Source organism: Trinickia sp. (assembly GCF_051953955.1).
Taxonomy (GTDB): domain Bacteria; phylum Pseudomonadota; class Gammaproteobacteria; order Burkholderiales; family Burkholderiaceae; genus Trinickia.
The window spans coordinates 46,555-70,658 of record NZ_JBQCIF010000132.1 but is presented as its reverse complement, the minus strand read 5'-3'; the positions used below and the strand labels follow the sequence as shown (position 1 = coordinate 70,658).

At 64.8% G+C, this 24,104-nt stretch carries 17 protein-coding genes and 1 pseudogene; 10 read left to right on the top strand and 8 right to left on the bottom strand.

Annotated elements, in window-relative coordinates; translation table 11 throughout:
* Nucleotides 1–129 precede the first annotated feature (129 nt).
* Both xsc and pta read left to right on the top strand, forming a co-directional pair.
* On the top strand, nt 130–1,947 hold the full coding sequence (gene xsc, locus ACTHNZ_RS24965; protein WP_440545273.1) for a sulfoacetaldehyde acetyltransferase: 1,818 nt from the start codon (nt 130–132) through the stop codon (nt 1,945–1,947).
* A gap of 13 nt (nt 1,948–1,960) precedes the next feature.
* Nucleotides 1,961–3,004 carry a phosphate acetyltransferase gene (pta, locus tag ACTHNZ_RS24960; protein ID WP_440545272.1) on the top strand — a complete coding sequence of 348 codons (1,044 nt, stop codon included), beginning with the start codon at nt 1,961–1,963 and terminating at the stop codon, nt 3,002–3,004.
* A gap of 107 nt (nt 3,005–3,111) precedes the next feature.
* Here pta and ACTHNZ_RS24955 read toward each other — a convergent pair whose 3' ends face one another.
* Both ACTHNZ_RS24955 and ACTHNZ_RS24950 read right to left on the bottom strand, forming a co-directional pair.
* Nucleotides 3,112–4,851 (bottom strand): cobaltochelatase CobT-related protein, encoded by a 1,740-nt coding sequence (locus ACTHNZ_RS24955; protein WP_440545271.1) that lies wholly within the window; start codon nt 4,849–4,851, stop codon nt 3,112–3,114.
* Nucleotides 4,848–5,840, bottom strand: coding sequence for an AAA family ATPase (locus ACTHNZ_RS24950; RefSeq protein WP_440545270.1), 993 nt, complete (start codon nt 5,838–5,840; stop codon nt 4,848–4,850). The genes ACTHNZ_RS24955 and ACTHNZ_RS24950 overlap by 4 nt, the downstream gene beginning before the upstream one ends.
* 356 nt (nt 5,841–6,196) lie before the next feature.
* On the opposite strand from ACTHNZ_RS24950, the gene ACTHNZ_RS24945 reads away from it, so the two are divergent.
* The gene (locus tag ACTHNZ_RS24945) at nt 6,197–7,834 is read left to right on the top strand and encodes a GMC family oxidoreductase (RefSeq protein WP_440545269.1); all 1,638 of its coding nucleotides are present in this window, start codon (nt 6,197–6,199) and stop codon (nt 7,832–7,834) included.
* An 80-nt stretch (nt 7,835–7,914) separates the two neighbouring features.
* Here ACTHNZ_RS24945 and ACTHNZ_RS24940 read toward each other — a convergent pair whose 3' ends face one another.
* From ACTHNZ_RS24940 to sauS, 3 genes are all read right to left on the bottom strand, one after another.
* Complete coding sequence (locus ACTHNZ_RS24940; RefSeq protein WP_440545268.1) at nt 7,915–9,297, bottom strand: MFS transporter; 1,383 nt, start codon at nt 9,295–9,297, stop codon at nt 7,915–7,917.
* A gap of 79 nt (nt 9,298–9,376) precedes the next feature.
* Nucleotides 9,377–11,011 carry an AMP-binding protein gene (locus ACTHNZ_RS24935; RefSeq protein ID WP_440545267.1) on the bottom strand — a complete coding sequence of 545 codons (1,635 nt, stop codon included), beginning with the start codon at nt 11,009–11,011 and terminating at the stop codon, nt 9,377–9,379.
* Nucleotides 11,008–12,453, bottom strand: coding sequence for an acylating sulfoacetaldehyde dehydrogenase (gene sauS / locus ACTHNZ_RS24930; RefSeq protein ID WP_440545266.1), 1,446 nt, complete (start codon nt 12,451–12,453; stop codon nt 11,008–11,010). The genes ACTHNZ_RS24935 and sauS overlap by 4 nt, the downstream gene beginning before the upstream one ends.
* 216 nt (nt 12,454–12,669) lie before the next feature.
* On the opposite strand from sauS, the gene ACTHNZ_RS24925 reads away from it, so the two are divergent.
* Entirely contained in the window at nt 12,670–13,434 is a 765-nt protein-coding gene (locus tag ACTHNZ_RS24925) for an IclR family transcriptional regulator (protein WP_440545265.1), read from the top strand.
* Nucleotides 13,435–13,476: 42 nt separating this feature from the next.
* Here ACTHNZ_RS24925 and ACTHNZ_RS24920 read toward each other — a convergent pair.
* A pseudogene (locus ACTHNZ_RS24920) lies at nt 13,477–13,671 on the bottom strand (MFS transporter); the annotation flags it as partial.
* 311 nt (nt 13,672–13,982) lie between these two features.
* Complete coding sequence (locus ACTHNZ_RS24915) at nt 13,983–15,116, bottom strand: NHL repeat-containing protein (RefSeq protein WP_440545264.1); 1,134 nt, start codon at nt 15,114–15,116, stop codon at nt 13,983–13,985.
* On the opposite strand from ACTHNZ_RS24915, the gene ACTHNZ_RS24910 reads away from it, so the two are divergent.
* Entirely contained in the window at nt 15,115–15,384 is a 270-nt protein-coding gene (locus tag ACTHNZ_RS24910; protein WP_440545263.1) for a hypothetical protein, read from the top strand. The genes ACTHNZ_RS24915 and ACTHNZ_RS24910 overlap by 2 nt on opposite strands.
* A 337-nt stretch (nt 15,385–15,721) precedes the next feature.
* On the opposite strand, the gene ACTHNZ_RS24905 is transcribed toward ACTHNZ_RS24910, so the two are convergent.
* Entirely contained in the window at nt 15,722–17,107 is a 1,386-nt protein-coding gene (locus ACTHNZ_RS24905; RefSeq protein ID WP_440545262.1) for an NCS2 family permease, read from the bottom strand.
* A gap of 366 nt (nt 17,108–17,473) precedes the next feature.
* Between ACTHNZ_RS24905 and ACTHNZ_RS24900 the strand changes: the two genes are divergently transcribed.
* The 5 genes from ACTHNZ_RS24900 to ACTHNZ_RS24880 all read left to right on the top strand — a co-directional run bounded on the left by ACTHNZ_RS24900 (nt 17,474) and on the right by ACTHNZ_RS24880 (nt 24,063).
* Entirely contained in the window at nt 17,474–18,175 is a 702-nt protein-coding gene (locus tag ACTHNZ_RS24900; protein WP_440545261.1) for a cytochrome b/b6 domain-containing protein, read from the top strand.
* A 241-nt stretch (nt 18,176–18,416) separates the two neighbouring features.
* Nucleotides 18,417–19,250, top strand: a complete 834-nt coding sequence (locus ACTHNZ_RS24895; RefSeq protein WP_440545260.1) for an FHA domain-containing protein — start codon at nt 18,417–18,419, stop codon at nt 19,248–19,250.
* A 10-nt stretch (nt 19,251–19,260) separates the two neighbouring features.
* Complete coding sequence (locus ACTHNZ_RS24890; RefSeq protein WP_440545259.1) at nt 19,261–23,346, top strand: TOMM system kinase/cyclase fusion protein; 4,086 nt, start codon at nt 19,261–19,263, stop codon at nt 23,344–23,346.
* Nucleotides 23,343–23,702 carry a BMA_0021/BMA_0022 family TOMM bacteriocin gene (locus tag ACTHNZ_RS24885; RefSeq protein ID WP_440545258.1) on the top strand — a complete coding sequence of 120 codons (360 nt, stop codon included), beginning with the start codon at nt 23,343–23,345 and terminating at the stop codon, nt 23,700–23,702. Before ACTHNZ_RS24890 ends, ACTHNZ_RS24885 begins: the two co-directional genes overlap by 4 nt.
* 1 nt (nt 23,703) lies before the next feature.
* Nucleotides 23,704–24,063, top strand: coding sequence for a BMA_0021/BMA_0022 family TOMM bacteriocin (locus ACTHNZ_RS24880; RefSeq protein ID WP_440545257.1), 360 nt, complete (start codon nt 23,704–23,706; stop codon nt 24,061–24,063).
* The last annotated feature ends 41 nt before the right edge of the window (nt 24,064–24,104 follow it).

The window sequence follows — 24,104 nt, the reverse complement described above, 5'->3', positions numbered from 1 at the left end:
GCCTTTCGAAACGAATCATTTCATTTCATTCCAAATTCGTCGTCGGCTCGCGCAATGCCTTGACCCGAGGTCGGCACTGCCTAGTATCTGGAACGACAAATTCCGTTTAACGATGACCGGGAGACACCCATGAGCGAACCCTCCACTTCCCCCCGCGCCACGGCCAGCGGACCTCGAGACATGACACCGTCCGAAGCTTTCGTCGATACGCTGGCCGCCAACGGCGTCACCGACATGTTCGGCATCATGGGCTCGGCGTTCATGGACGCGATGGACATCTTCGCGCCGGCCGGCATCCGCCTCATTCCGGTGGTCCACGAACAAGGCGCCGGCCACATGGCCGACGGCTATGCGCGCGTATCGGGCCGTCACGGCGTCGTGATCGGCCAGAACGGCCCCGGCATCAGCAACTGCGTGACGGCGATCGCGGCCGCCTATTGGGCGCATAGCCCCGTCGTGATCGTCACGCCCGAGGCCGGGACGATGGGCATCGGGCTCGGCGGTTTCCAAGAGGCGAACCAGTTGCCGATGTTCCAGGAATTCACGAAGTATCAAGGGCACGTCACGCACCCCGCGCGCATGGCCGAATTCACGGCCCGCTGCTTCGACCGCGCGCAGGCCGAAATGGGCCCGACGCAGCTGAACATCCCGCGCGACTACTTCTACGGCAAGATCAAGGTCGAAATCCCCCAGCCGCGCAAACTGGACCGCGGCCCCGGCGGGGAACAAAGCCTGAACGAGGCCGCCGATCTCATTGCAGAAGCGAAATTCCCGGTGATCATCTCCGGCGGCGGCGTGGTGATGGCCGACGCCGTCGAAGCGTGCAAGGCGCTGGCCGAGCGCCTGGGCGCCCCCGTCGTCAACAGCTATCTTCACAACGATTCGTTCCCGGCGAACCATCCGTTGTGGTGCGGCCCGCTCGGCTACCAAGGCTCCAAGGCCGGAATGAAGCTGCTGTCGCGCGCGGACGTCGTCATCGCGCTCGGCTCGCGCCTAGGTCCGTTCGGCACCCTGCCTCAACACGGAATGGATTACTGGCCGAAGGACGCGAAGATCATCCAGATCGACGCCGATCACAAGATGCTCGGGCTCGTGAAGAAGATTTCAGTGGGCATCTGCGGCGATGCGAAGGCAGCGGCGGTTGCGCTCACGCAACGGCTGGCCGATCGCTCGCTAGCTTGCGATGCAACGCGGAACGAGCGCGCAGATCAAATCGCAAGCGAAAAGACCGCCTGGGAGAAGGAACTGGACGGATGGACGCACGAGCTCGATAGCTACAGCCTCGACATGATCGAGGAAAACGAGCAGGAGCGCACCTTCAACGGCGGCCGCTACCTTCACCCGCGCCAAGTGTTGCGCGAACTCGAGAAAGCGATGCCGGAAGACGTGATGGTCTCGACCGACATCGGCAACATCAACTCGGTCGCGAACAGCTATCTGCGCTTCAACAAGCCGCGCAGCTTCTTTGCGGCGATGAGTTGGGGCAATTGCGGCTACGCGTTCCCCACGATCATCGGCGCCAAGGTCGCGGCGCCGCACCGCCCGGCCGTTTCGTATGCAGGCGACGGCGCGTGGGGGATGAGCCTCATGGAAACGATGACGTGCGTGCGCCACGGCATTCCCGTCACCGCCGTCGTGTTCCACAATCGCCAGTGGGGTGCGGAAAAGAAGAACCAAGTCGACTTCTACAACCGCCGCTTCGTGGCCGGCGAACTCGACAATCAGAGCTTCGCGGGCATCGCGCGCGCCATGGGGGCGGAAGGCATCGTCGTCGATCAGTTGGAAGACGTCGGCCCGGCGCTCGAGCGAGCCATCGACATGCAAATGAACGAGGGCAAAACCACGATCATCGAGATCATGTGCACGCGGGAATTGGGCGACCCGTTCCGCCGCGATGCATTGTCCAAGCCCGTGCGCCTGCTCGACAAGTACAAGGACTACGTCTGAGGATTCGATCCCGATGAAAGCCCTGAACCGCATCGTCGAAACCGCGCGCATGTCGCCGATGCGCGTCGTGCTCTGCGAAGCCGAAGATCCGCGCGTGCTTGCGGCTGCCGTTCGCGCGAACCGCGAAGGCATCGCTCGGATCACGCTCGTCGGCAATCCGGACGCCATACGCGCAACGGCACGGCGCGAGGCGCTGGCGCTCGACGAGAGCGTCGTCATCGTCGATCCGGGCGTGTCGGAGTGGCGAGCAGCGTTTGCCGGCGAACTGCTCTCACTGCGTCGCGGCAAAGGCATGACGAGCGATCTTGCCGAACGTGAAGTGCTCGCGCCGCTCGTATTCGCGGATTTGATGGTGCGGCTCGGCTATGCCGACGGATCGGTGGCCGGCGCCGTGCACACGAGCGCCGACGTCGTGCGCACGGCGATTCGGCTGATCGGTCTCGAGCCGTCGTTCAAGCTCGTGTCGAGCTTCTTTCTGATGATGCTGTGCGAGCCGTTTCATCGCTATAAGGGCGGGCTCGTCTTCTCCGATTGCGCGCTCGTCGTCGATCCGGACGCGGCGCAGTTGGCCGAAATAGCGATGGCAGCCGCCGACAGTGCGCGCGCCCTGCTGATGGAAGAGCCGCGCGTGGCGATGCTCTCGTTCTCCACGAGCGGCAGCGCGCATCACGCGCACGTCGATAAAGTCATCGAAGCGACCCAGCGCGTGAAGGCATTGCGGCCTGATCTGGCCATCGACGGCGACGTCCAGCTCGACGCCGCGCTCGTCGCCGAGATTGCCGAACGCAAGATCGAGCATTCGCAGGTGGGCGGCCACGCCAACGTCCTGGTTTTCCCGAATCTCGATGCCGGCAACATCGGCTACAAGCTCGCGGAGCGCATCGGCGGCGCGAAAGCGATCGGGCCCCTACTGCAAGGCCTGCATTTTCCCGCCAACGATCTATCGCGTGGCTGCTGCGCCGAGGACATCTACTATGTGATCGCCGTGACCGCGGTTCAAGCGCAAGCGGCACACGATCGGGCCGGGCATCAGTCGAGCGCGCCGCACGCCGCTTGAACGTTTAAACGGATCGCCAGCGACGGGCCGCCGCCGAGCCCCCCCTGAGCCGCCCGTGAGCCGCCGCCCCTGAGCCGCCGCCTCTAAGCCGCCGCCCTTACGCCACATCAACGACGCGTCCCGATCCATCGGGCTAGCCTCGCCAACTGAGCCATATCGAGCCTAGCCGCCGGATCGAGCGCGGCGCAATGCCGGTAGAAGAGGCTCGGGTCGCACCCGATCCCGAGCCCGATCACTTCGACGTCGCGCAGCCTCTCGTGCCGTGCCAACACGTCTCTCAGATGATCGTCGAGATACCCCGAATCGTTGGCGTGCGCCGTTGCGGCATCCATCGGGCTGCCGTCGGAGACGACCACGAGAATCCGCCGCGCGCACGGATGGGCGGCAAGCCGCGTGCACGCCCATTCGATCGCCTCGCCGTCCACGCCTTCGCGGAACAGGTCCGCCTTGAATAGCGCGGCGATATCAGGGCGCGCGCGCTGCCAGGTGTCTTCGGCACGCTTGAAGACCATGTGACTGAGTTCGTTCAGCCGCCCCGGACGCGGTTGCCGTCCGCGCGCGAGCCAATCGAGCCTTGCGCGGCCGCCATTCCAAGCGCCCGTCGTAAAGCCGAGCACTTCCGTGCCCACGCCCGCCTGTTCGCATGCGCGCACGAGCAGGTCGGTCAGCATCGCAACCTTTTCGACGTGCGCCTTCATCGACGCAGAGCAATCGATGAGGAACCCCACCATGCAATGAGCACGCGGCCGCACCCTATCTCGCGTGAACACGCGCCGCTCGCCGGGAGAACTGATGACCTGCGCTAGACACCGACCGTCGATGCGCCCTTCGTCCTCGCCGAACGACCAGCCATCGCGCTCGGGCGAGGCAAGCGCCGCCTGCAGCACCCGGGCAATCCGGGCGACGTTGATACCGGACGCTGCAATGCGCTCATCAAGCTGCTCGCGGTACTCGCGCAGCAAAGCCGGACGCATGAGCATCCCGGCCCGCACCTCGCGATCGTATTGCGTCGTGTAAGCGCGATAGCCGGCATTCGGGCCGGCGAGGCCGTGGCCGTTCGCGACGGCGCTGCCGGGGGAGGCTTCACCCGATTGCTCCGAATCGAACTCGGCATCACCCCACAGCGAGAACGACGTCAAGGCGGTCTCGCGTTGACGCGTTGGGTCTTTCGCATCGGAAGAAAATGCGTCGCGCGCCTGATCGATCATCGCGGCCACCCGCTGCGCCAATCGCAATGCAACGCTCGCATAGGCGCGTTGATCGAACCGATGACGGCGCAAGCCGGCAAGCTCGGCGCCGATCGCCGGCGCGATGGCGGCACGCGTGGCCTCGATCAGGTCTTGCGTGCCTTCGAGCACTGGCCAGCCCGTCACGCGCGACCAGACGACTTGCACGACGGTATAAATCAGCATGCCCAGATGATCGTCGGCGAGCCCAGCATGATGGTACGCGCGCAGCCAGCCTTCGAAGCGATGCCTGACGTTGTGCGCGAGCCCCGGCATGCCGCGCTGGGGCACCGCCTCGCAACGCACCTGCTCGAACAGTTCGAACAGCAAACGCGGGACACGATGAGCGGGCATCATCGCGCGATGCAAGGCCGGATCGGAATGAAGCAGCCGCACCGCGGCGCAGTCGGCCGCGCCGCGCCATGCGGGCAACGCGTCCTCGTACGGATTGCCGATCAAATGCGGTGCATGAAGCGGAAGCGGCAGCGCCGCGCGGCTCAACCGGCCTCCGCGATAGCGCAACGCGGCGTCTCCCGTCAGGGCGCGCACGGCGGCGGCACAGAGCGTCTCGATGCGCACCGCGGCGCATAGGGCTTCGTGCGAGGGCATCGTCGACGTCATGCGCGCGGCAAGCTGGAACCCGGCTCGCCGTCCGCCGCCGACTCGCAAAGCTCGACGCCGAAGCAGCGTTGGTAATATTCGGCGACGATCGGCCGCTCGGATTCATCGCACTTGTTCAAGAAGGTCAACCGAAACGCGAGCGCCGGATCGCGAAAGATCTGGCAGTTCTCGGCCCAATTGATGACCGTGCGCGGGGACATCAGCGTGGAAAGATCGCCCGTCGCAAAGCCCTTTCGCGTCAGTGCGGCCATCGCGACCATCGATTCGACGAGCTCCCGGCCCGCGCGATCGGCCATTTCGGGAACGCGCGCCAGCACGATGTCCGCCTCCTGCGCGGGCAGCAGATAATTGAGCGTCGCGACCACGTTCCAGCGATCCATCTGCGCATGATTGAGCATCTGCGTACCGTGATACAAGCCGTTGAGATTGCCGAGGCCCACGGTGTTCGCCGTTGCGAACAACCGAAAGTAGCGATGCGGACGAATCACGCGGTTCTGATCGAGCAAGGTGAAGCTCCCGTCGCGCTCCAAAATGCGCTGGATGACGAACATGACGTCGGGCCGCCCCGCATCGTATTCGTCGAAGATCAGCGCAACGGGACGCTGCAATGCCCACGGCACGATGCCCTCTTGGAATTCGGTGATTTGCCGGCCGTCACGCATGACGATCGCATCTTTGCCGACGAGGTCGAGCCGGCTGATGTGTCCGTCAAGATTGACGCGCACGCACGGCCAGTTCAACCGTGCGGCAATCTGCTCGATGTGCGTCGATTTGCCGGTGCCGTGCAAGCCCTGCACCAGCACGCGCCGGTTGCGCGTGAAGCCGGCGAGGATGGCGAGCGTGACTTGCTCGTCGAAGCGATAAGCGGGATCGACGTCGGGCACGTGATCGTCGCGCTCGCCGAAGGCCGGCACCGTCAGGGCCGTGTCGATGCCGAAATGCTCGCGCACGGACACCACGCGATCGGGCATCTCCCGTATGAATTCCATCGTCACACCGCTCTCCTCAGGCACGTACGCTTCATCGAATTTCGATCGGAAATACGGGGAAATCTTATCGGCCGGGTTCGGTCGAAGCTAGAACCAGAGGGCTCCTTTCGACTGGTACAGCCAAAGCGCACGGCCGTGCCCCGTGCCGTTCTCGGTTCTCGATGCTCCCCGACGGCTCTCGTCGGTCCTCGAACCGTTTTGATCCCGAATCGATAGTTTCCGTTTCAGTTTTGCTCGGCGAGCGGCGCTCGGCTTGCCTCTGCCCACCGCTTCCGCGACATTGGATCGAGAAGCAGGCCGTCATGGCATCGCACGGTATCGCGCGGCTTGCGCTGCAATGACAGGGGACGCCGCTCATGGAACTGGAAGTCGACTATGTGATCGTCGGCGCGGGATCGGCCGGCTGCGTCTTGGCCAACCGCTTGAGCGCCGATTCGCGCAATGCGGTGCTGGTACTCGAGGCGGGCGGCCCCGACACCAATCCTTGGATTCACGTGCCCGTGGGCTATTTCAAGACCATGCACGATCCCAAACTCGATTGGTGCTATCGAACCGAGCCCGATGAGCATGTCGCAGGGCGTCGAATCGATTGGCCGCGCGGCAAAGTGCTCGGCGGCTCCAGTTCGCTGAACGGGCTGCTCTACGTGCGCGGGCAACGCGACGACTACGACCGATGGGCAGCGCTCGGCAATCGCGGCTGGGCCTATGCCGACGTTTTGCCTTACTTCAAGAAGTCGGAAGACCAAGAGCGCGGTGCCGACGCGTATCACGGCGTAGGCGGGCCGCTCAAGGTCTCCGATTTGCGCTTGCGCCGCCCGATCGCCGATCGGTTCATCGCAGCCGCGCAAGAGATCGGCATTCCCTTCAATCCCGACTATAACGGTGCCCGGCAGGAAGGCGTCGGCTACTTCCAGCAGACAGCGCACAAGGGCTTTCGCTGGAGCACGGCAAGGGGCTTTTTGAGGCCGGCCCGCGCACGCCGGAATCTGCACGTCCACACTCACGCACAGGTGTGCCGGATCCTCTTCGAAGGTGCCACCGCCATTGGCATCGAGTATCTGCATCACGGCGAACGCACGACGGTACGCGCGCGGGCCGAGGTCGTCCTCGCCGCGGGCGCGATCGGCTCGCCGCAGATTCTGCAACTTTCCGGCATCGGACCCAAGGCACTCCTCCAACGCGCGGGGGTGCCCGTGCGGGTCGATCTGCCCGGCGTCGGACGCAATCTGCAGGACCATTTGCAAGTGAGGCTGGTTTTCCGCACACGCGAACGCACGCTCAACGACGAGGTCAACCATCCGCTGCGCAAGGCGTGGATCGCACTGCAATACGCGCTGTGGCGCACCGGCCCGCTCACGCTGGCCGCCAGTCAAGTCGCGATCTTCACCCGCTCGAACCCGAGCGCCGACCGGCCCGACATCCAGTTCCACATGCAGCCGCTCAGCGCGGACAAGCCGGGCGAAGGCGCACATCCTTTTTCCGCGTTCACGGCATCCGTCTGTCAGCTGCGGCCGTTCAGCCGCGGACATATCGAAATCCGTTCGCCAGACCCACTGCAGTACCCCCTGATTCACGCGAACTATTTGTCCGACGAGCGCGATCATCCGATCGTGGTCGGGGCCATCAAGGTCGCTCGGCGCATCGCAGCCGCGCCGGCGCTCGCGCCGCACATCGTCTCCGAGTTCACGCCCGGCCCGCAGTATCGAAGCGACGCGCAACTGCTCGAGGCGGCCCGCCGATTCAGTCAGTCGATCTACCATCCGGCGGGCACCTGCAAAATGGGCCACGACCCGCTGGCAGTCGTCGACGACCGGTTGCGCGTACATGGCGTTTCCCGTTTGCGCGTGGTCGACGCGTCGATCATGCCGGAGCTCGTATCGGGCAACACCAACGCGCCGGTGATCATGATTGCCGAGAAGGCATCCGACATGATTCTCGAAGACCGCGCCCGGCAAGCCGCATCGAAGCCCGAGCTCGCGGCAACCGGAATCTGAACGGCAGCGACGCTCCTCGCAGCCCGCCGCCACGGGCGCCGGGCCATGCGTACGTTTCGCCGCGGCGCCGTCACGCCGCCTCACCGCCACCAGCGAAGCGGCCGGCGCAGCGTGTGCCGCTCGATCCGCACCGCCGGCACCGTGTCCAGAAAGGCAAACGCATCGTGCTGCGCGGTGCCCTCGCGCCGCTCGCGCTCCTCGTCGGCCTCCACCGTGCGAGCCGTGTCGATGAAAAGCGCCGCGACGATACCGAACGCGAGCAAAGCCGCCGATACCATGAACGGCACGTTATAGCTGCCGGTACGTTCGATCAGATAACCGAAGGCGACCGGTGAGATCATCCCCGCGACGCCGAAGCCCGTATTCATCATTCCGCCCGCGGTCCCCGCATACTTGCCGGCGATATCTAGCGGCAACGTCCACAAGACCGGGTTCGTGATCTCGAGGAAGAAGAACGATCCCGTCAGCAGCCACACCGCCTCGATCGGGCTCGATACGGACGTCATCGGCAACAGGAAGGCGAGCGACCCTCCCATGCCGACGACGAGCACCGCGCAACGCGCCAAGCGCAACCGGCCCGTGATTTTGTAGATCCGATCGGACACCACGCCGCCGAGCGTGTCTCCGACGACACCGGCGAGCAGCGGCAATGCCGTGAAAAGCGCGAGATGCTTCAGGTCGAATCCCCGCGACTCCTTCAGATAGGATGGCAGCCACGTCAGATAGACCCACAGCAGCCAGCCGTAGCAGAAGTCGACGAACGTGACGAGCCACATCCGGTGAATCAGCTTGCGCCATGGCGTTGCCGTCTGCTTGGCTCGCTCGCAGTCGCCGTTTCGATAGCCGATCTCGGCCGTTTCCTCAGACGTGATACGGCGGTTCTGCTCCGGCGAATTCGTAAATACGAACAAATAGAGCACCGTCCAAGCGAGGCTCGCAATGCCGAGCAGGAGGAAGGCGTCGCGCCAGCCGCCCGCTACGACGACGGCCAGCACCAGCGGCGGCGTCACCGCACCACCGAGCCGGGCGAAACTATGCGTGATGCCCTGCGCGAAGCCGCGCTCGCAAACGGGCATCCAGTAGGTGAACGCACGCGTGGCCGTCGGAAATGCCCCGCCCTCGCCGATTCCGAGCGTAAAACGCAGCACCACCAGCATCGCGACGCTGCCGGCGAAGCCGGTCGCCAATGTCGCCGCGCCCCAGATCAGCGAAAGGACGGTCAGCACGAGCTTCGGACCGAACTTGTCCGATAGCCAGCCGCCGATGATCTGCATGACCGCATACGGATACGCGAATGCCGAAAACACGAGTCCGAGCTGCACGGTCGTCAGCCCCATTTCGTGACGAATCAACGGTCCGGCGACCGCGATGTTGACTCGGTCGATATATGAAATGAAATACATGAGACACATCACCGCCAAAATGATGTGACGCGTCTTCACGCGTTGCGCACGCTGTTTCATGCTGTTGTCTCCTACTATCTCTTTCTTGATGATGGCGACGTCGATCGCACGTCGCGCGATGCACCGAAGCCGACACGCCTCAATCGGGCGCGGGCGCGAGCAACTTGAGCCGCTGGACCTTGCCCGAGGGACCGCGCGGCAACTCGGTCACGAAGCGGATTTCCTTGGGCGTCTTATAGCGGCCGAGCTCGCGCAGGCAATGCGCGCGCAGTTCGTCGGCATTCGGGGCACCCGTCCCGTTCACCTCGCGCGGCACGACGAACGCGATGATCTCCTGGCCATAAGCTGCGTCCGGCACGCCGACGGCCGCGGCGTCGAGCACGCCCGGATGGCGCAACAGCGCCTCGTCGATCTCGCGCGGCGCGATGTTCTCGCCGCCCTTGATGATCAGTTCCTTGGAGCGGCCGTTGATATAAAAGTAGCCGTCGCGGTCGCGATATCCGAGATCGCCCGTGCGCAGCCACCCGTCAGCCGTGAACGCCTTGACGGTTTCGTCGGGGCGCTTGTAGTAGCCGCGCATCACCTGTTCGCCGCGCACGACGATTTCGCCTGCCTCGTGCGCCGCGCATTCGCGTCCTTGGCGATCGACGACCTTCGCCTGGGCGCCGGAAGGCAGGCCCACGCTGCCGATCCGCCGCCGTTGCGATTCGTATGGATTGGTGAATATCGGCGCCGCGGTCTCCGTCATTCCCATCGTCTCGATGATGCCGATCCCGAAACGCGCCTCGAACGCCCGGTGATGCTCGGCCGGGAGTGCCGCCGACGCGCTGCGGCAGAATCTGAGCGCCGACAGGTCCAGACCTCGCGGCTCGTCGGCGTTGAGCAGGTAAGCGACGATGGTGGGGACGACGTTGATCCACGTGCACCCGGAACGCGCCGCCTCGCGCCAGAACGTGCGCGCGGAAAAGCGCGGCGTCATGACGACGGAGCCTGCGTGATACAGCGGCGCGAGGAGCGTCACGACCAGGCCATTGATGTGGTAAAGCGGCAGCGATGCCAGCACGCGATCGTCGGCGCCTAGCCGATGCTCGATGCTGATGCTGCGCGCGTTGGCCAACAGGTTCCGGTGGCTCAACAGCACGCCCTTCGGCGCGCCCGTGGTGCCGGACGTGTACATCAGCAGCGCGACGTCCGCGGGCACTGGACCGTCAGGCAGCGATGCGGGCACTTCGTCGCCGCTCCCGAGGCTCGCTGGCTCAGTCGCTCCGGACAGCGCCGCTTCGGCAGCCGGCAACGCCGGCACCTCGATCGCATCGGGAGCCGTGTGGACAAGCGCGATGTCTCGGGCCACGCCCTGCTCGCGCAGCTCGGCACAAACGGCGGCGATCGCGTCGGACGTTTCGTCACAGAAAAAGATCATCCGCGAGTCAGAGTGCTCGACGATATAGCGCAGCTGCGACGGCTGACACAGCAGATTCAGCGGATGCACGATGAGTCCGCTGTACATCGCACCCAGCAAGAGCGTGGCCGTTTGAACGCCGTTGCCCAGAAACACCGAGACGACGTCGCCCGGCCGCAAGCCTGCCGCGTGGAATCGTGCCTGAAGCAGGCGGCAGCGCTCGCGCAGCACCGAAAACGTCACGGCCGCACTACGGGAAGCGCTCATCGGCCCCCCATCGTCGCTAGGATCCGGGGCCCACAGCAAAAACGGTTTGTTCGGATGTTGAATCGCGCGCTCATCGATGAGCGCACGCACGGTCGCTGGCGCGCTCATCGGGCGACCCTCCGGAAATAGTCGCCGAGCAATGCATCGACTTCCGGCATTTCTTCGGCGATCGGATACGCGACGCGCGTGACGTTCAGGTAATGATGGAAGTCGAGGTTTCCCGAAAAATTGTTGCGTCCCCAGGTGCCGCACCCCATCGACAACGAAAACGGCAAGCCGTTGTCGAAGTTGCCGCCCGTCGCGAAACAGTGCGCCTGATTGACGATCACGCGTGCCACCGGAAGCTGCTCGCCGAGCGCCACCGCAAGCGCTGCCCGCGCCGTATGCAATCCGACGGAATGCCCCGCGCCCATGTAGGCGTAGATGCGGCGGACGATATCTGCCGCATCCGCGATGTCGCGCGCGCGGTAGATCGTCAGCACGGGAGAGAGCTTTTCCCCCGAGAACGGGTGCTCCGCACCGAAGCCCGTCTCCTCCACCATGAGGAACCGCGGCTCCCGGCTCGCAACGTCATCGAGCCCCGCCGCGCGCGCGATTTCCATGGCCGACTTGGCCGTGCAATGCTCGGACAGTTTGCCGTCACGCCACATCACGGCTTGCAGTTGCGCCTTTTGCGTTGCGTCGAGCAGCACGCCTGCGCAACGGCTCAGGGCGGACAACATCGCGTCGTACACCGCGTCTTCGACGACGACGCTGTTTTCCGATGAGCAGCTCGTCGCATTGTCGAACGTCTTCGACAGCGCAATCTTGTGCGCCGTATCGTGCAGATCGGCCGATCGCTCGACGATCGACGCGACGTTGCCTGCGCCGACGCCGAAGGCGGGCGTCCCGCTGGTATAGGCCATGCGCACGTTCGATTGCGAACCGGTCGCGACGACGAGATCGGCCTGCCGCATCAGCGCGGCCGTCGCCGCCTTGCTGACGGGCGCGGGCAAGCACTGCACGAGCGCCGGGTTCAGCCCAGCCTTGGCGAATTCCGCATGAATGAAGTCGATCAGCAACGCACAAGACGAATGCCCCTTCGGCGAGGGGGCGACGATAATCGCATTGCCGCACTTGAGCGCGTTGATGATCTTGTTCGCCGGCGTCGCAGCCGGATTCGTGGACGGCGTCACCGCGGCCACGACACCCACGGCTCGCGCGATCTCGACGATGCCCTTGGTAGGATCATTCGCCACGACGCCGCACGTCTTCTGCCCGTGTAGATCGCGCAGCAACCCCAGCGTCTTACGCCAGTTCTTGCGAATCTTGTCGTCTATGTTTCCAAGGCTCGTGTCGCGCACCGCCCGTTCCGCGAGTTGGCGATTGCGCGCCGGCTCCATGATCGCCCACGCGCAAGCGGCGGCGGCCGTATCGAGCGTCGCTTGGCCCGAGAACTCGAACGCACGCTGCGCCTCGCGCGCCCGCGCCACGAGCGCGGCGACGCACTCGTTCACTGCCTCGTCCGCATGCGCCTCGGCGGTTTCGGTAGCTGTTGCCCTGACATTCATACGTGGCACTCCGATCGAAAGAATTAGCGGTAGAGCCAATCTAGGCGTCGCCGGCGCATCGCGAGTCCCGTTTCTCGAGCATTCGTCGACAGCACCGAGCCTCACCACGAAAACCGCAGATTTCGGGACTTCCCCGGGTCCCGAAATCCGGGCATTCCGATACACAATGCAGTTAGTGTGCTCAGCGGCGGCACCACGCGATCAAGAGAGGAGACGATGTCGACATCGAATCAATCGAACGCGGCAGCGGTGCGTGCGTTTCGCGTACTCGAAACGTTGGCGGCGGCGGGCGCCCCACTCTCCTTGATGGATCTCGTGAACGAACTTGGCCTGCCGAAGCAAACCGTGCATCGCATCCTCGTTCAGCTGACCGATGCGTGGCTCGTCACGCGCGGTGCCGGCGACAAGCGTTACGAATGCTCGCCGCGCGTGCGCACGCTGGCCGTGAACGTGCTGATGCACGCGGGCCCGGCCGCCGCGCGGCACGTACTGCTCGACCAACTGGTCGCGAAGGTGGGAGAGACCTGCAACTTGACGATGCTGTCCGGCAACGACGTCGTCTACGTGGACCGCGTCGAAACCGAATGGCCGCTGCGCATGCATCTTCAGCCGGGCTCGCACGTGCCGCTGCATTGCTCGGCCAGCGGCAAGCTCTTGATCAGCTTTCTGCCGAAAGACCGGCGAGAGCGAATGATCGAAACGCTTCCGCTGCGTGCGTATTCGGAGCGAACCATCACCGACCGCGACGCGCTGCGCAAAGAACTGGCCGTGACACGGCGGCGCCGGCTCGCCATCAACAACGAGGAACACTTGCAGGGCCTGATAGCGATTGCGGTACCGGTGATGCTCGACCGCCATCGCGCCTGCGCGGCCATTGCGGTGCAAGCCCCCGTGGGAAGAATGGCGTTGGACGATCTGCTTGCGTTCGAGCCCGATCTTCGGCATACGGCGGAAGAAACCGCGAAGACTTTTCGGATGTGAAAAGGCGGCTGGTGGGGAGGTGGGCGCCCCCACCTCCCGGCGTCAGGACAAGCTCACCGCCCGTTTGTCACCGGATGGCAAGCGACCATTTCGGCCGCGTTCGATCGCGCGTGCCGAACAGGCCGATACGAGCGCCGAAAACAGCGCGTATGCGCAAATCGTCCACCACTTTCCCCCGCTCAGCTTCCACAGCGCCGTGGCGATGATGGGCGTGAGACCGCTCGCGAAAATCCCCGAAACAAGAAGAAGTCGTACCATTCGACCGTCGCGCCGATCACGCTGGCGAGTGCGACGCGGCGAAGCATGCGGGAATCGATGCCTGGCTCAGATGACATGAGACGGCTCCTCCGATAGAAGACCGTGCCGCGCGCGGGCGCGGGGAGCCCCCCTCGAGCGTCTCCTCCAGGGGGCGATTGTTCGTACCGCCTAGCTCATCGCGTGGCGGCCGGTCGTTTCTATTGACTGAGCCGAAAACGGCAGTTCAAGGGAATTGGGGCGCCCTGAACCGTTCTGGGACGAAAGAGGGAAAAACGTTTCAGTTTGCCGAGTTATGAATGCGCAATCACGATTTTGCGGATGAGATTGTTGAGCGTATCGGCCACGTATAGGGTTCCGCTTGCGTCGACGGCAATGCTCGACGGCGAGAAAAACGACGCGGTCGTGGCGCCGCCGTTCGTTGATCCTTGGCCGGAACCTGCGAGGGTGGTGACGTTGCCGCTCACGTCGATCTTGCGGATGAGGTTGTTGCCGGTGTCGGCGACATACACGTTTGAGCTCGCATCGACAGCAACGCCCTCGGGGGTATTGAACGATGCGGCCGTACCCTGCCCGTTCGCTGCACCTTGTGCGCCGGCACCGGCGAGCGTCGTGACATTGCCGCTCACGTCGATCTTGCGGATGAGGTTGCCGCGCGAGTCGGCTACGTACAGGTTTCCGCTGCCGTCGGCGACGATGCCGCGCGGACCGTTGAACGACGCGGCCGTGCCTTGCCCGTTGGCCGAACCTTGAACGCCGGACCCGGCAAACGTGGTGACATTGCCGCTCGTGTCGATTTTGCGAATGAGATTGTTGCCCAAATCGGCCACATAGAGGTTGCCGTTCGCGTCGCGAGCAATGCCGGCTGGGAAATTGAACGATGCGGCCGTACCAAGGCCATTGGCCGAGCCTGAGGCGCCGGACCCCGCAAACGTCGTGACGTTGCCGCTCGCGTCGATCTTGCGGATCAGGTTGTTGGTCGAGTCGGCAACATAGATGTTTCCGCTCGAATCGATGGCGATGCGGTTCGGAAAATTGAACGACGCGGCCGTTCCCTGGCCGTTGGCCGAGCCGGGAGCACCCGAGCCCGCGACCGTCGTCACGCTGGCGCTCGCGTCGATCTTGCGGATCAGATGGTTGCCCGTATCGGCTACCCATACGTTTCCGCTGGCATCGACGACGACGCCGACCGGATCGTTGAACGACGCGGCCGTGCCTTGCCCGTTGGCCGAGCCCGTCGCGCCCGATCCCGCGAGCGTGGATACTTGCACTGCCGGGGCCGAGGGGGTGGAGGTTGGAGCGGAGGACGTCGTCCCGGAAGAGGTCGTCGTTGCCGCACCGCCCCCGCCGCAACCGGTCAGGGCAAACGCGAGAATACCGGCCACGGCCAATTGGGCGACGGGGCGAAACGAGTGCAAAGTACGCATGATCATTATGGAAATGCTAATGGAAGACGGAAAGGAATCACCGGAGACGACATGCGAATGGATCCGCACACTGGCCAGTGTGGCTAGGTGCGCCCGGAGGCATTCGATAGATGAGCCTGCTGCAACGGGTTATGTGCGCCCAGCGCGCACGATCCGCCTGTCATGGATTACAGCAATGCTCGACGACGTCGCCGCATTGCGCGGCGAGTGGAAATCAGGCGTACTGCGCGGCATCTCTCTAAGCCCCGAATTTGTAAGTCGTTATTAAGGTATTGCAATGTTGCTTTACGATACCCTCGAATCTCGTTTGTCGCGAAATATATCATCCCTCGATGAATCTACAGCCCACCTTTGCACAAAATGACACACCGCGCGCATCGGGGATTGACGACGCGTACACTCGACGCTCTCGCCTGAGCCACAAGCCGATTTCGCATTCCGTTCGCACTCGCCCATAAAAAAAGCCCGGAAACAACCGTTCCCGGGCTTCAATCCACCAACGAAGAAAATGGCGAAGGAGACTACCTCGCATCGTCTCGTCACGACGTTGCCGACCCTGCTGCAACGTCATTCGACAACGCGCCTCGAATGGCAGCGTGCTCAGCTCAAATGGCCCAGCCCCCAAGGTAGAACGCCACCAACACCACAGCGATCGACACCGTGCCGACGTTCAACTTGCGGTGCTCGCCGCTCACGAGGCGGCCGATCACGAGCGTCGCGAAGCCGAGCATGATTCCGGTGACGATATTGGCCGTCAGCACGATGAACACGGCAGTCACGAGGCCCGACATCGCATCGACCTTGTCGTCCATATGCAGCTTGCCGACGTTCGACAGCATCAGCAGCCCGACGTACATCAGCGCAGGCGCGGTCGCATACGAGGGGACCAGACCGGCCAGCGGCGAGAAGAACATGACGATGAGGAACAGCACGCCGACCACGGCGGCGGCAAGGCCCGTCTTCGCGCCGGCAGCCACGCCGACGCTCGATTCGATATAAGCCGCGGCCGGTGCGCCGCCCAAGAAGCCGGAGAAAATCGAGCTCAACGAATCGGCGGTCAGCGCGCGGCCGCCGTTGATGATGCGCCCGTTCTCGTCGAGTTGACCCGCCTGCCCCGCCACCGCGCGAATCGTGCCGGTCGCATCGAACACGGCCGTCATCACGAGCGCGAACACGCTCGGCAGCACCGCCACCGAAAGCGCACCTTTGATGTCCATCGCACCGATCAAGGACGCATGCCCCGGTGCGCTCAGCGAAGGCAGCGCGAAGATGCCGTGATACTTCACGCTCGGATCGAATACGAGACCAATCAGCGAAATCGCCACCACGACGAGCAGAATCCCGCCCGGCACGCGCCGCTTCTCCAAGCCGAAGATCGCGGCCAGCCCGATCACGGACATGATCACCGGAAATGCGCCGATGTGGCCGAGCGCAAGCGGCAAGCCGCCGCCGGGGTTCTTGACGACGAGACCGACGTCGTTCGATGCAATGAGCAGCAAAAACAAGCCGATGCCGATTCCGGTCCCGTGCGCGACGCCGGCAGGCAGATTGCGCAATATCCACGAGCGCACGCCGGTGACGGAGATGCCCGTGAAGACGATCCCCATGAGAAACACGGCGCCGAGCGCGACCGAAGGCGAGATGCCCTTGCCGAGCACGAGCCCGAACGCGGTGAACGCCGTGAGCGAGATCGCGCAGCCGATTGCAATCGGCAGCTTCGCCCATAAGCCCATCAGCAATGAGCCGAACGCAGTCGTGAGGCAGACGGCAACGAACACGGCACTCGTATCGAAGCCCGCGTTGCCCAGCATGCCGGGCACGACGAACACGGAATACACCATGGCCAGAAAAGTCGTGACACCCGCGACGATTTCACCGCGCTGCGTGCTGCCTTTCGCGGAAATCCCGAAGTATCGATCGATGACACCCGATGGGCCGAAGCCGGTGGTTGAGCCGACGCCGACGGTCGGCTGCGCGGGGGTATCACTCATGAGGTTGCTCCTTTATCAGCATGCTGAAACGGCCTCGGTAGCCGTCGTCAGGTTTGTCTCGGATCTAGTAGGTAGGTTTGGGGTCGTCAATGCGCTTCGACGTAGCGAAGGTTAGAGGAACCCGCATCGACGGCCTATCAGACGAGGAGCATGCAGCCCATGTCAGCGCGCTTATATCCGCATGACAGCAGGGTTTGGCCGCCCCGGACCACGCGTTTACGCCTAGTGTGAAATCGTGATGACGAATATTTGACCTGTGCGATCGAAAGCGAAGAACGGGGGCACAATGGCGCCATCGCGCGGAAATCGGCCGACGCTTCGGGGCACCCGCCCCGCGAACGGGCACCGGCGATAGGAGGTAGGCGCTTGGAGACGAACGAACGACAAGCCGAGCCGCGACAGCCCTCGGCGCACACCGTACGCGTGTGGGATGTCCCGACGCGGCTCTTTCATTGGCTCACGGTCGTGCTCGTCGTGGCGGCCTACGTGACCATCCGTTTGAATCTGCTCGATTGGCACGTCCGGATCGGCAAGACCCTGCTCACGCTCGTATTGTTCCGATTGTTGTGGGGCTGCATTGGTAGCGAAACCGCGCGCTTTCACAGCTTCGTCGCCGCGCCCGCCGCCGCCGTGCGCCACCTGCGGCATCTATTCGAGCGCGAGCGCGGCCCCGATCTGCAAGTAGGCCACAATCCGGCCGGCGGTTGGATGGTTCTGCTGCTGTTGGCGCTGCTGCTTGGCGAAACGCTGACCGGGCTGTTCGACTACAACGACGTCTCGGACGTCGGACGGCTGACCGCCGTCGTGCCGGCGCCGATCGCCTACGCGATCTCGGTGCTCCATGACGCGTTGTTGTGGGACGCGATCGTCGCGGCCGTCGCGCTTCACGTGTTCGCGATCGTCCTCTATGCCGTCGTCAAAGGTCACAATCTGCTGCGGCCGATGCTGACCGGTCGCAAAACCGTGCCCGTCGACGTCGGCGAGCCGCGGCGCGCGCCGGCAACGCTCGCGTTGTTGCTGTTGATCGTCGCCGCGGCCGCCGTGACGGCGCTCGCGAAATACATGTAAGACGCATCGCGATCGACTCCATCGGACCCGTGCATCAGGCCCAACCCGATACAAATAGACTGCTCTGTATATCTCGTCCATTACACCCAATTACACGCAATCACAGCTTGCAGGCGAGTTACGACTTCCCTATGATCGAAGCCCATCTATTCGAATTTCGTTGAACGCATTGACGTAGCCGTCGACGAATGCGCGCGGCGCGGCCGCATGACGATCGCGCGTTCATTAAAGGCGTAGCGAAATGGCAATACTGATAAGCGGGCTCACGGGGCAATCCTGCTTGCTGCGGGCAGATCACGTCGTCGGTCGGGATGCTCACCGCTGCGATACCGTCATCGAGCATCCTTTCGTGTCGCGCATTCACGCCACGATCCGCTGGAAAGGCGCGCGGTGGGAATTGCACGATCATGGCCGCAACGGCACGCTCGTCTCGGGCACGCTCGTCAGCGAAGGCCGGCACGTTGCGTTGAGCATCGGCGACATCCTCCACTTCGGCAGTCCGGCATCGACCCCCTGGCACGTGACCAATCTCGACGCCCCGGCCGAAGCCGCCCCGCACGACACGACGGCGGCCCTGCCGAGCGCGGCGCAATGCGAGTCACCGTTGCAGCGCATCGATTTCAGCGTCAGCCGCAACGAGGAGCACGTCGCGGCCACGTTGCATACGCGCGGCGCCGCGCTCGATCTAGGCATGCGCGCTCATCACTATTGCCTCGTCACGCTCGCGCGCAAGCGCCATGCGGATGCGCAAGCCGGCTACGACAACGCCTCGCAAGGCTGGATCGACCTCGAAATCCTGGCGCAGATGCTCGGGCTCGACCTGTCGCACGTCAACGTTCAGATTCATCGCGCACGCATGCAGTTCGGCGCCGTGCTGACCCCGGGCTCGCCGGAACTCGTCGAGCGCCGGCGCGGCGGCGTGCGGTTCGGCTCGATGCCCTTTCGCATCGTGCGCGCCGATAGCCTCGAATGCCAGTCCCCTCTCAGCGCGGCCCTCCAAACCCGGCCTGCGCCCACACAGGCTTCGTCGCTCGAGCCGTCCGCGATCGAAATTGCTCGCGCGTCGATGCGCTAAAGCCCGGTACATGTCTCGCGCACTCCCTTCGTCGGGTACGACGCCCATTCCGCTGGCCTCGGCAACGCCCGCCGCGCCTGCTCCGGCACATGGCCCGCAACCCGACGGCGAACTGGTAGGCCAGTACCATTATCGGCTCGGCCCGCTGATCGGCGAGGGCGCGACGGGCCGTGTCCATGAGGCATCGCGCGTCGATACCGGAGAACGCGTCGCGATCAAGGTCCTCAGAGAAGACTCGACGCGCGATGCAAGCGAGCGCGCCCGCTCGCGGGCTCGTTTTCGCCGCGAGACACAGCTGTGCGCGCGGCTCGCTCATCCGAACGTCGTCGCGCTGCTCGACAGCGGCGAAACGGCCGACGGGCGGCTCTTCACCGTGTTCGAACACGTTCCGGGGCGAACGCTGCGCGCGATGCTCTCGGCGGACGGACCGTTGCCGGCCGAAGCCGCGGGCGCCTTGATGGCGCAGGTCCTCGACGGCCTCGCGCACGCGCACCGCGGCGGCGTGGTCCATCGCGACCTGAAACCGCAAAACGTGATGGTGGTATCGACCGAGGGCGCGCTGCAGGCGAAGATCCTCGATTTCGGCATCGGCACGCTGCTCCCCAATGCACAGCTCGGCGATGAGCTCACGCTGACTCGCTCCGACGAGGTGCTGGGCTCGCCCCAATACTGCTCGCCCGAGCAGTTGCGCGGCGAACCCCCCACCGCAAAAAGCGATTTCTACGCGTGGGGCCTCGTCGTCATCGAATGCCTGACCGGTCAGCCCGTCATGCAGGGCGCGAGCGTGGCGGAAATTCTTTATCAGCAGTTGAGCCCCGTCGACGTCGCCTTGCCGCCCGCCATCGCCACCCATCCGCTCGGCGCCGTCCTGCGCGATGCATTGAACAAAGATCCGCGGCAACGCGCCGATTCGGCCGACGACCTCGCCGAACGCTTCCGAGCCGTCCATTTCGCCGCGCTCGTCGGCGCACTGCGCTATCGTCCCGCGCGCCGCGCTGCACCCTCGTGGTCCAGCAGAGAACCGGACGCACCGTCTGCCGCATCGCTCAGCGCCGCGGAGGTCCGTCAAGCCACGGCGCTGAGCTGCAGCGTCTCGATCGTCGCGGACGATGCGCCGGAAGCGGCCAACGTCTCGTCCGAAGCGCTAGACGCGTATCAAGCGCAATGGCTCACGCGCTGCACCGATATCGCGATCCGCTACGGCGGCAACGCGGTCGGGGCGCTGGGCGACACGTTGCTGTTCTACTTCGGCTACCCCGACGGCATCGATCGCCCCGCGCAGCGCGCATGCCGCGCCGCGCTCGAAATGACGCGGCATGCGGCGCAATCGCTCGAGCAAGATGGAGCGCGATCCGGCCCGAGCGGCGGCGCCGCCGTGCGCGTCGAGGTGGCCGCCGCCATCCACACGGGCATGATCGCATCGCAAGCGGGCGCGATGGCGGGCGGTACGACGGCGAGCGCCGTGGTGCGTTTGCTGCGCGCGGCCGGTCCCGGGCGCATCGTGCTCAGCGGCGATACCGCGCGGCGGCTCGAGCGCCACATCGACTCGATCGCGCTGCCTGAGCGTTTCGCGCTTCCCGGATCGGCGCCGCAGCCAGTCCACGAATTGCGCGGCGAGCGTTACGAGCACGCGCCGTTCGATGCCCTCGAGCACGGGCAGGCACAGCCGATGGTCGGCCGCGAGCGCGAATTCGCCGCGCTGCTGCGCGCGTGGCAAGGCGTCGAGACAAACGGGCCGGGCCGCGCGGCAGGCGCGCGCGCCACGCTCGTCGTCGGCGAGGCGGGCATCGGCAAATCCCGCCTCGTGCATGAGCTGCGCGAAACGGTCCGCTCGCGCGGCCACGCCTACGCCGACTGCGTCTGCCTGCCCGATCAGACGAATCACGCGCTCGCGCCGCTGCTGCGCTTCGTGAAGGCGCGCTGGCACCTCGATGCCCGAGCGCCCGGCGGCCCCGATCCGTTGCTCGCGCTCCAACCCCTGCTCGAACTCGAAGAAAGCGAACTCGCGGCCGCGCGCGCGACGCTGTCGGCATGGCTTGGGCGGCCGCTCGGTGCCGATCTGACGCGCTGGTCCGGCGCACGCCAACAGCAAGCGCTGTTCGATATGCTCGGCCAACTCGTGGCATCGCTGAGCCCCGGCGGCCCCGTCCTTCTGATCGTCGAAGACGCGCAGTGGATCGACAGCGTCTCGATTGCGTTTCTCGACGCGCTGCTGCGGCATCCACGCTGCGAGCGTGTCCATGTCGTGCTGACGTCGCGGCCTGAGCAACTCGAGCGGTGGAAGCATCGTGCCGAGCGGCTCTCGCTGAGGCGCCTCTCGCGCGCCGCCGCCTGCCGGCTCGCCACGACGTTGATGCCTGACGTCGAGGTCGATGCGGCATCGCTCGACCGGCTCGTCAGCCGTGCCGACGGCATTCCGCTTTTCGTGGAAGAACTCGTGCGCGAATTGGAGTCGCGCGGCGCGTTCGCGCAGCCCGTCACCCCCGCCTCGCCGCTCGCGACGAGCGAAACCGGCCCGTTGCCCGGCAGTTTGCGCGAAGTACTCGAGCTTGCGCTCGAACGCGTCGACGGCGCGCGCGACACGGTGCAATTGGCTTCGGCGATCGGGCTGGAATTCGACGCGCAGCTCTTGACGCATGCGTCGCCGCATTCCGCAACCGTCGTCGAAGAAGATCTGCATCGCTTGCTCGAAGGCCGAATCCTTTATGCGCAACACCGCATAAGCGGCGTCACGTACGTCTTCCGTCACGCGCTGCTGCGCGATGCCGCCTATGAATCGATGCCGGCCAGGGCGCGGCGCCATAGCCATCTGCGCGTCGCCCAGGCCTTGTCGCAGCACGCGGCAGGCGATGACTCCGTCGCCTATTCGTCGCGCATCGCCGATCATTTCGCGCGCGCCCATGCCTTTGCGGAAGCGGTGCCGTTCGGCATGCGCGCCGCGCGCCGGGCGCTCGAGCGCGCGTTGCACGACGATGCGATCCACTACGCGCAAGCGGCGCGCGAATGGCTCGGCCATTGCGATTATCCGGGCCACGACGCCGATTGCGTGGCGATCGATCTCACGCTCGCCCACGCGCTGATGGCTCGCTATGGATGGGGGGCGCCGCACGTGCTGGAGTCCGCCGACCGCATGCTCGCGCAAGCCCCCACGCTATCCGACACGGCGCTCGCGGGCAGAGCGCTGTGGACCGTCGCGCTCTATCACCACGTCGCCGGCAATCGCACGGCGTCGCACCGCATCGGGGCGCAACTGACCGCGCTCGCCGACACGTCCGGCCACGACGATCTCGCGATGGTGGCCGACACGATTCTCGCCATGAACCACTGGATGGACGGCGCCTACGCGCAAGCGCGCGTCGCGCTCGAGTCGGCCCTCGCCCAGTATGTCCCCGCGCGCGATCACGATCATCGCCGCGTCTTCGGCCTCGATACGCACGCTTGGGCGATGTCCTCGCTCGCAGCGGTGCACTGGTGCATGGACGGCGACTCCGAGCGAGCGGTGGCGCAAGCGCGCGACGCCGTATGGGCCGCAACTTGCAGCGACAATCTGCCGACGATCGGTGTGACGATGATGTATCTGGCGCGCATGCAGCAATGGGTCGGCGATCGCGACGGCGCCCGCGAAACGTCCGCGGCCATTCTGAATCTGTCGAGGATCTACGGGCTCAATGCCGTCGAGCGCTACGCCGCGATCATGCAGGCATGGTGCGTCGACGATCGCGCCACGGCGGCCGCCAACGTCGATGCGCTGAAACGAACGGGCTGCCTGCTCGGGCTCACGTTCTACGCCTCGCTGCTGGCCGATTTCGATGCGCGGCACGGCGATTGGCCCTCCGCGCTCGCCGTGATCGAAGAATGCCTCGCACTGTCGCACTCGACGGGCGAGGCCTATTACCTGCCGCAGTTGCTGCTCACGAAAGCGCGCTGTCTGCGCGAGAGCCGCGACGGCGGATCGTTCGCCGCGGCGCGAGACGCTTGCACGCAGGCGCTCGACGCGGCGCGCCAGGGAGCCATGTGGCACATCGTTGAAATAGCGCAGACCGAACTGCGCATGCTGGAAGAAGTGGCACACTCAACCACCGGAGAAGCGCAATGACCCAACCATCGCCGATCTTACCGACCTACGACCAGTTTCTCGAGTTCCGAGCCGTGATCATCCAAGCGATCGCCCTCGCATGGAACGACCCGAAGTTTCTCGATAAATTGGTCGAAGACCCGAAGGACGCGCTCCAGAAACAGTTCGGCTACGAATACCCTGTGCCGGTCGAATTGAAAGTGCAGCGGGATACGTCGACGTGGCTGCCCGACCTCGTCGGCGGCTGGAAGACGAATCAGCTCAACGCGCTCGAACTCATCCTTCCGCCGGCGCCGGCTCAGGAACAAATGGCCGTGGCCCTCGCCGCCTACAACGCGAAGCACCTCAATCCCGTGACGACTTATCTGGAGCGTTGACATGGCAATGAACAACGGCATCCCGAGCTACGAATCCCTGCTGGAACTGCAGGAGGTTTACCTGCGCGCGATTGCGTTGGCTTGGCGCGATCCTGAATTCAAGCAAGCGTTGCTCGCCGATGCAACCGATGCGCTCGCCCGATATTTCGACTACCGCAGTCCGTGGCTCGTCGATCTGACGGTCAAGGAGCCCGAGCCCCAACAGGGATTCGGCTGGGATCCCAAAACAGGAACCTGGACGCTGCCCCCCCATGCGATGACGTTCGGCGTTCCGACGCGCCCGGCCGACGCGGCCGAAGAACCGATCGCACTGGCTGCCTATAACGATGCCGGTCCGGCTTATTTGTTCACCTGCTGCTGAGGGTAAATCAAGCCGGTTGTAGGAAGATGCTCGTGCGGCCG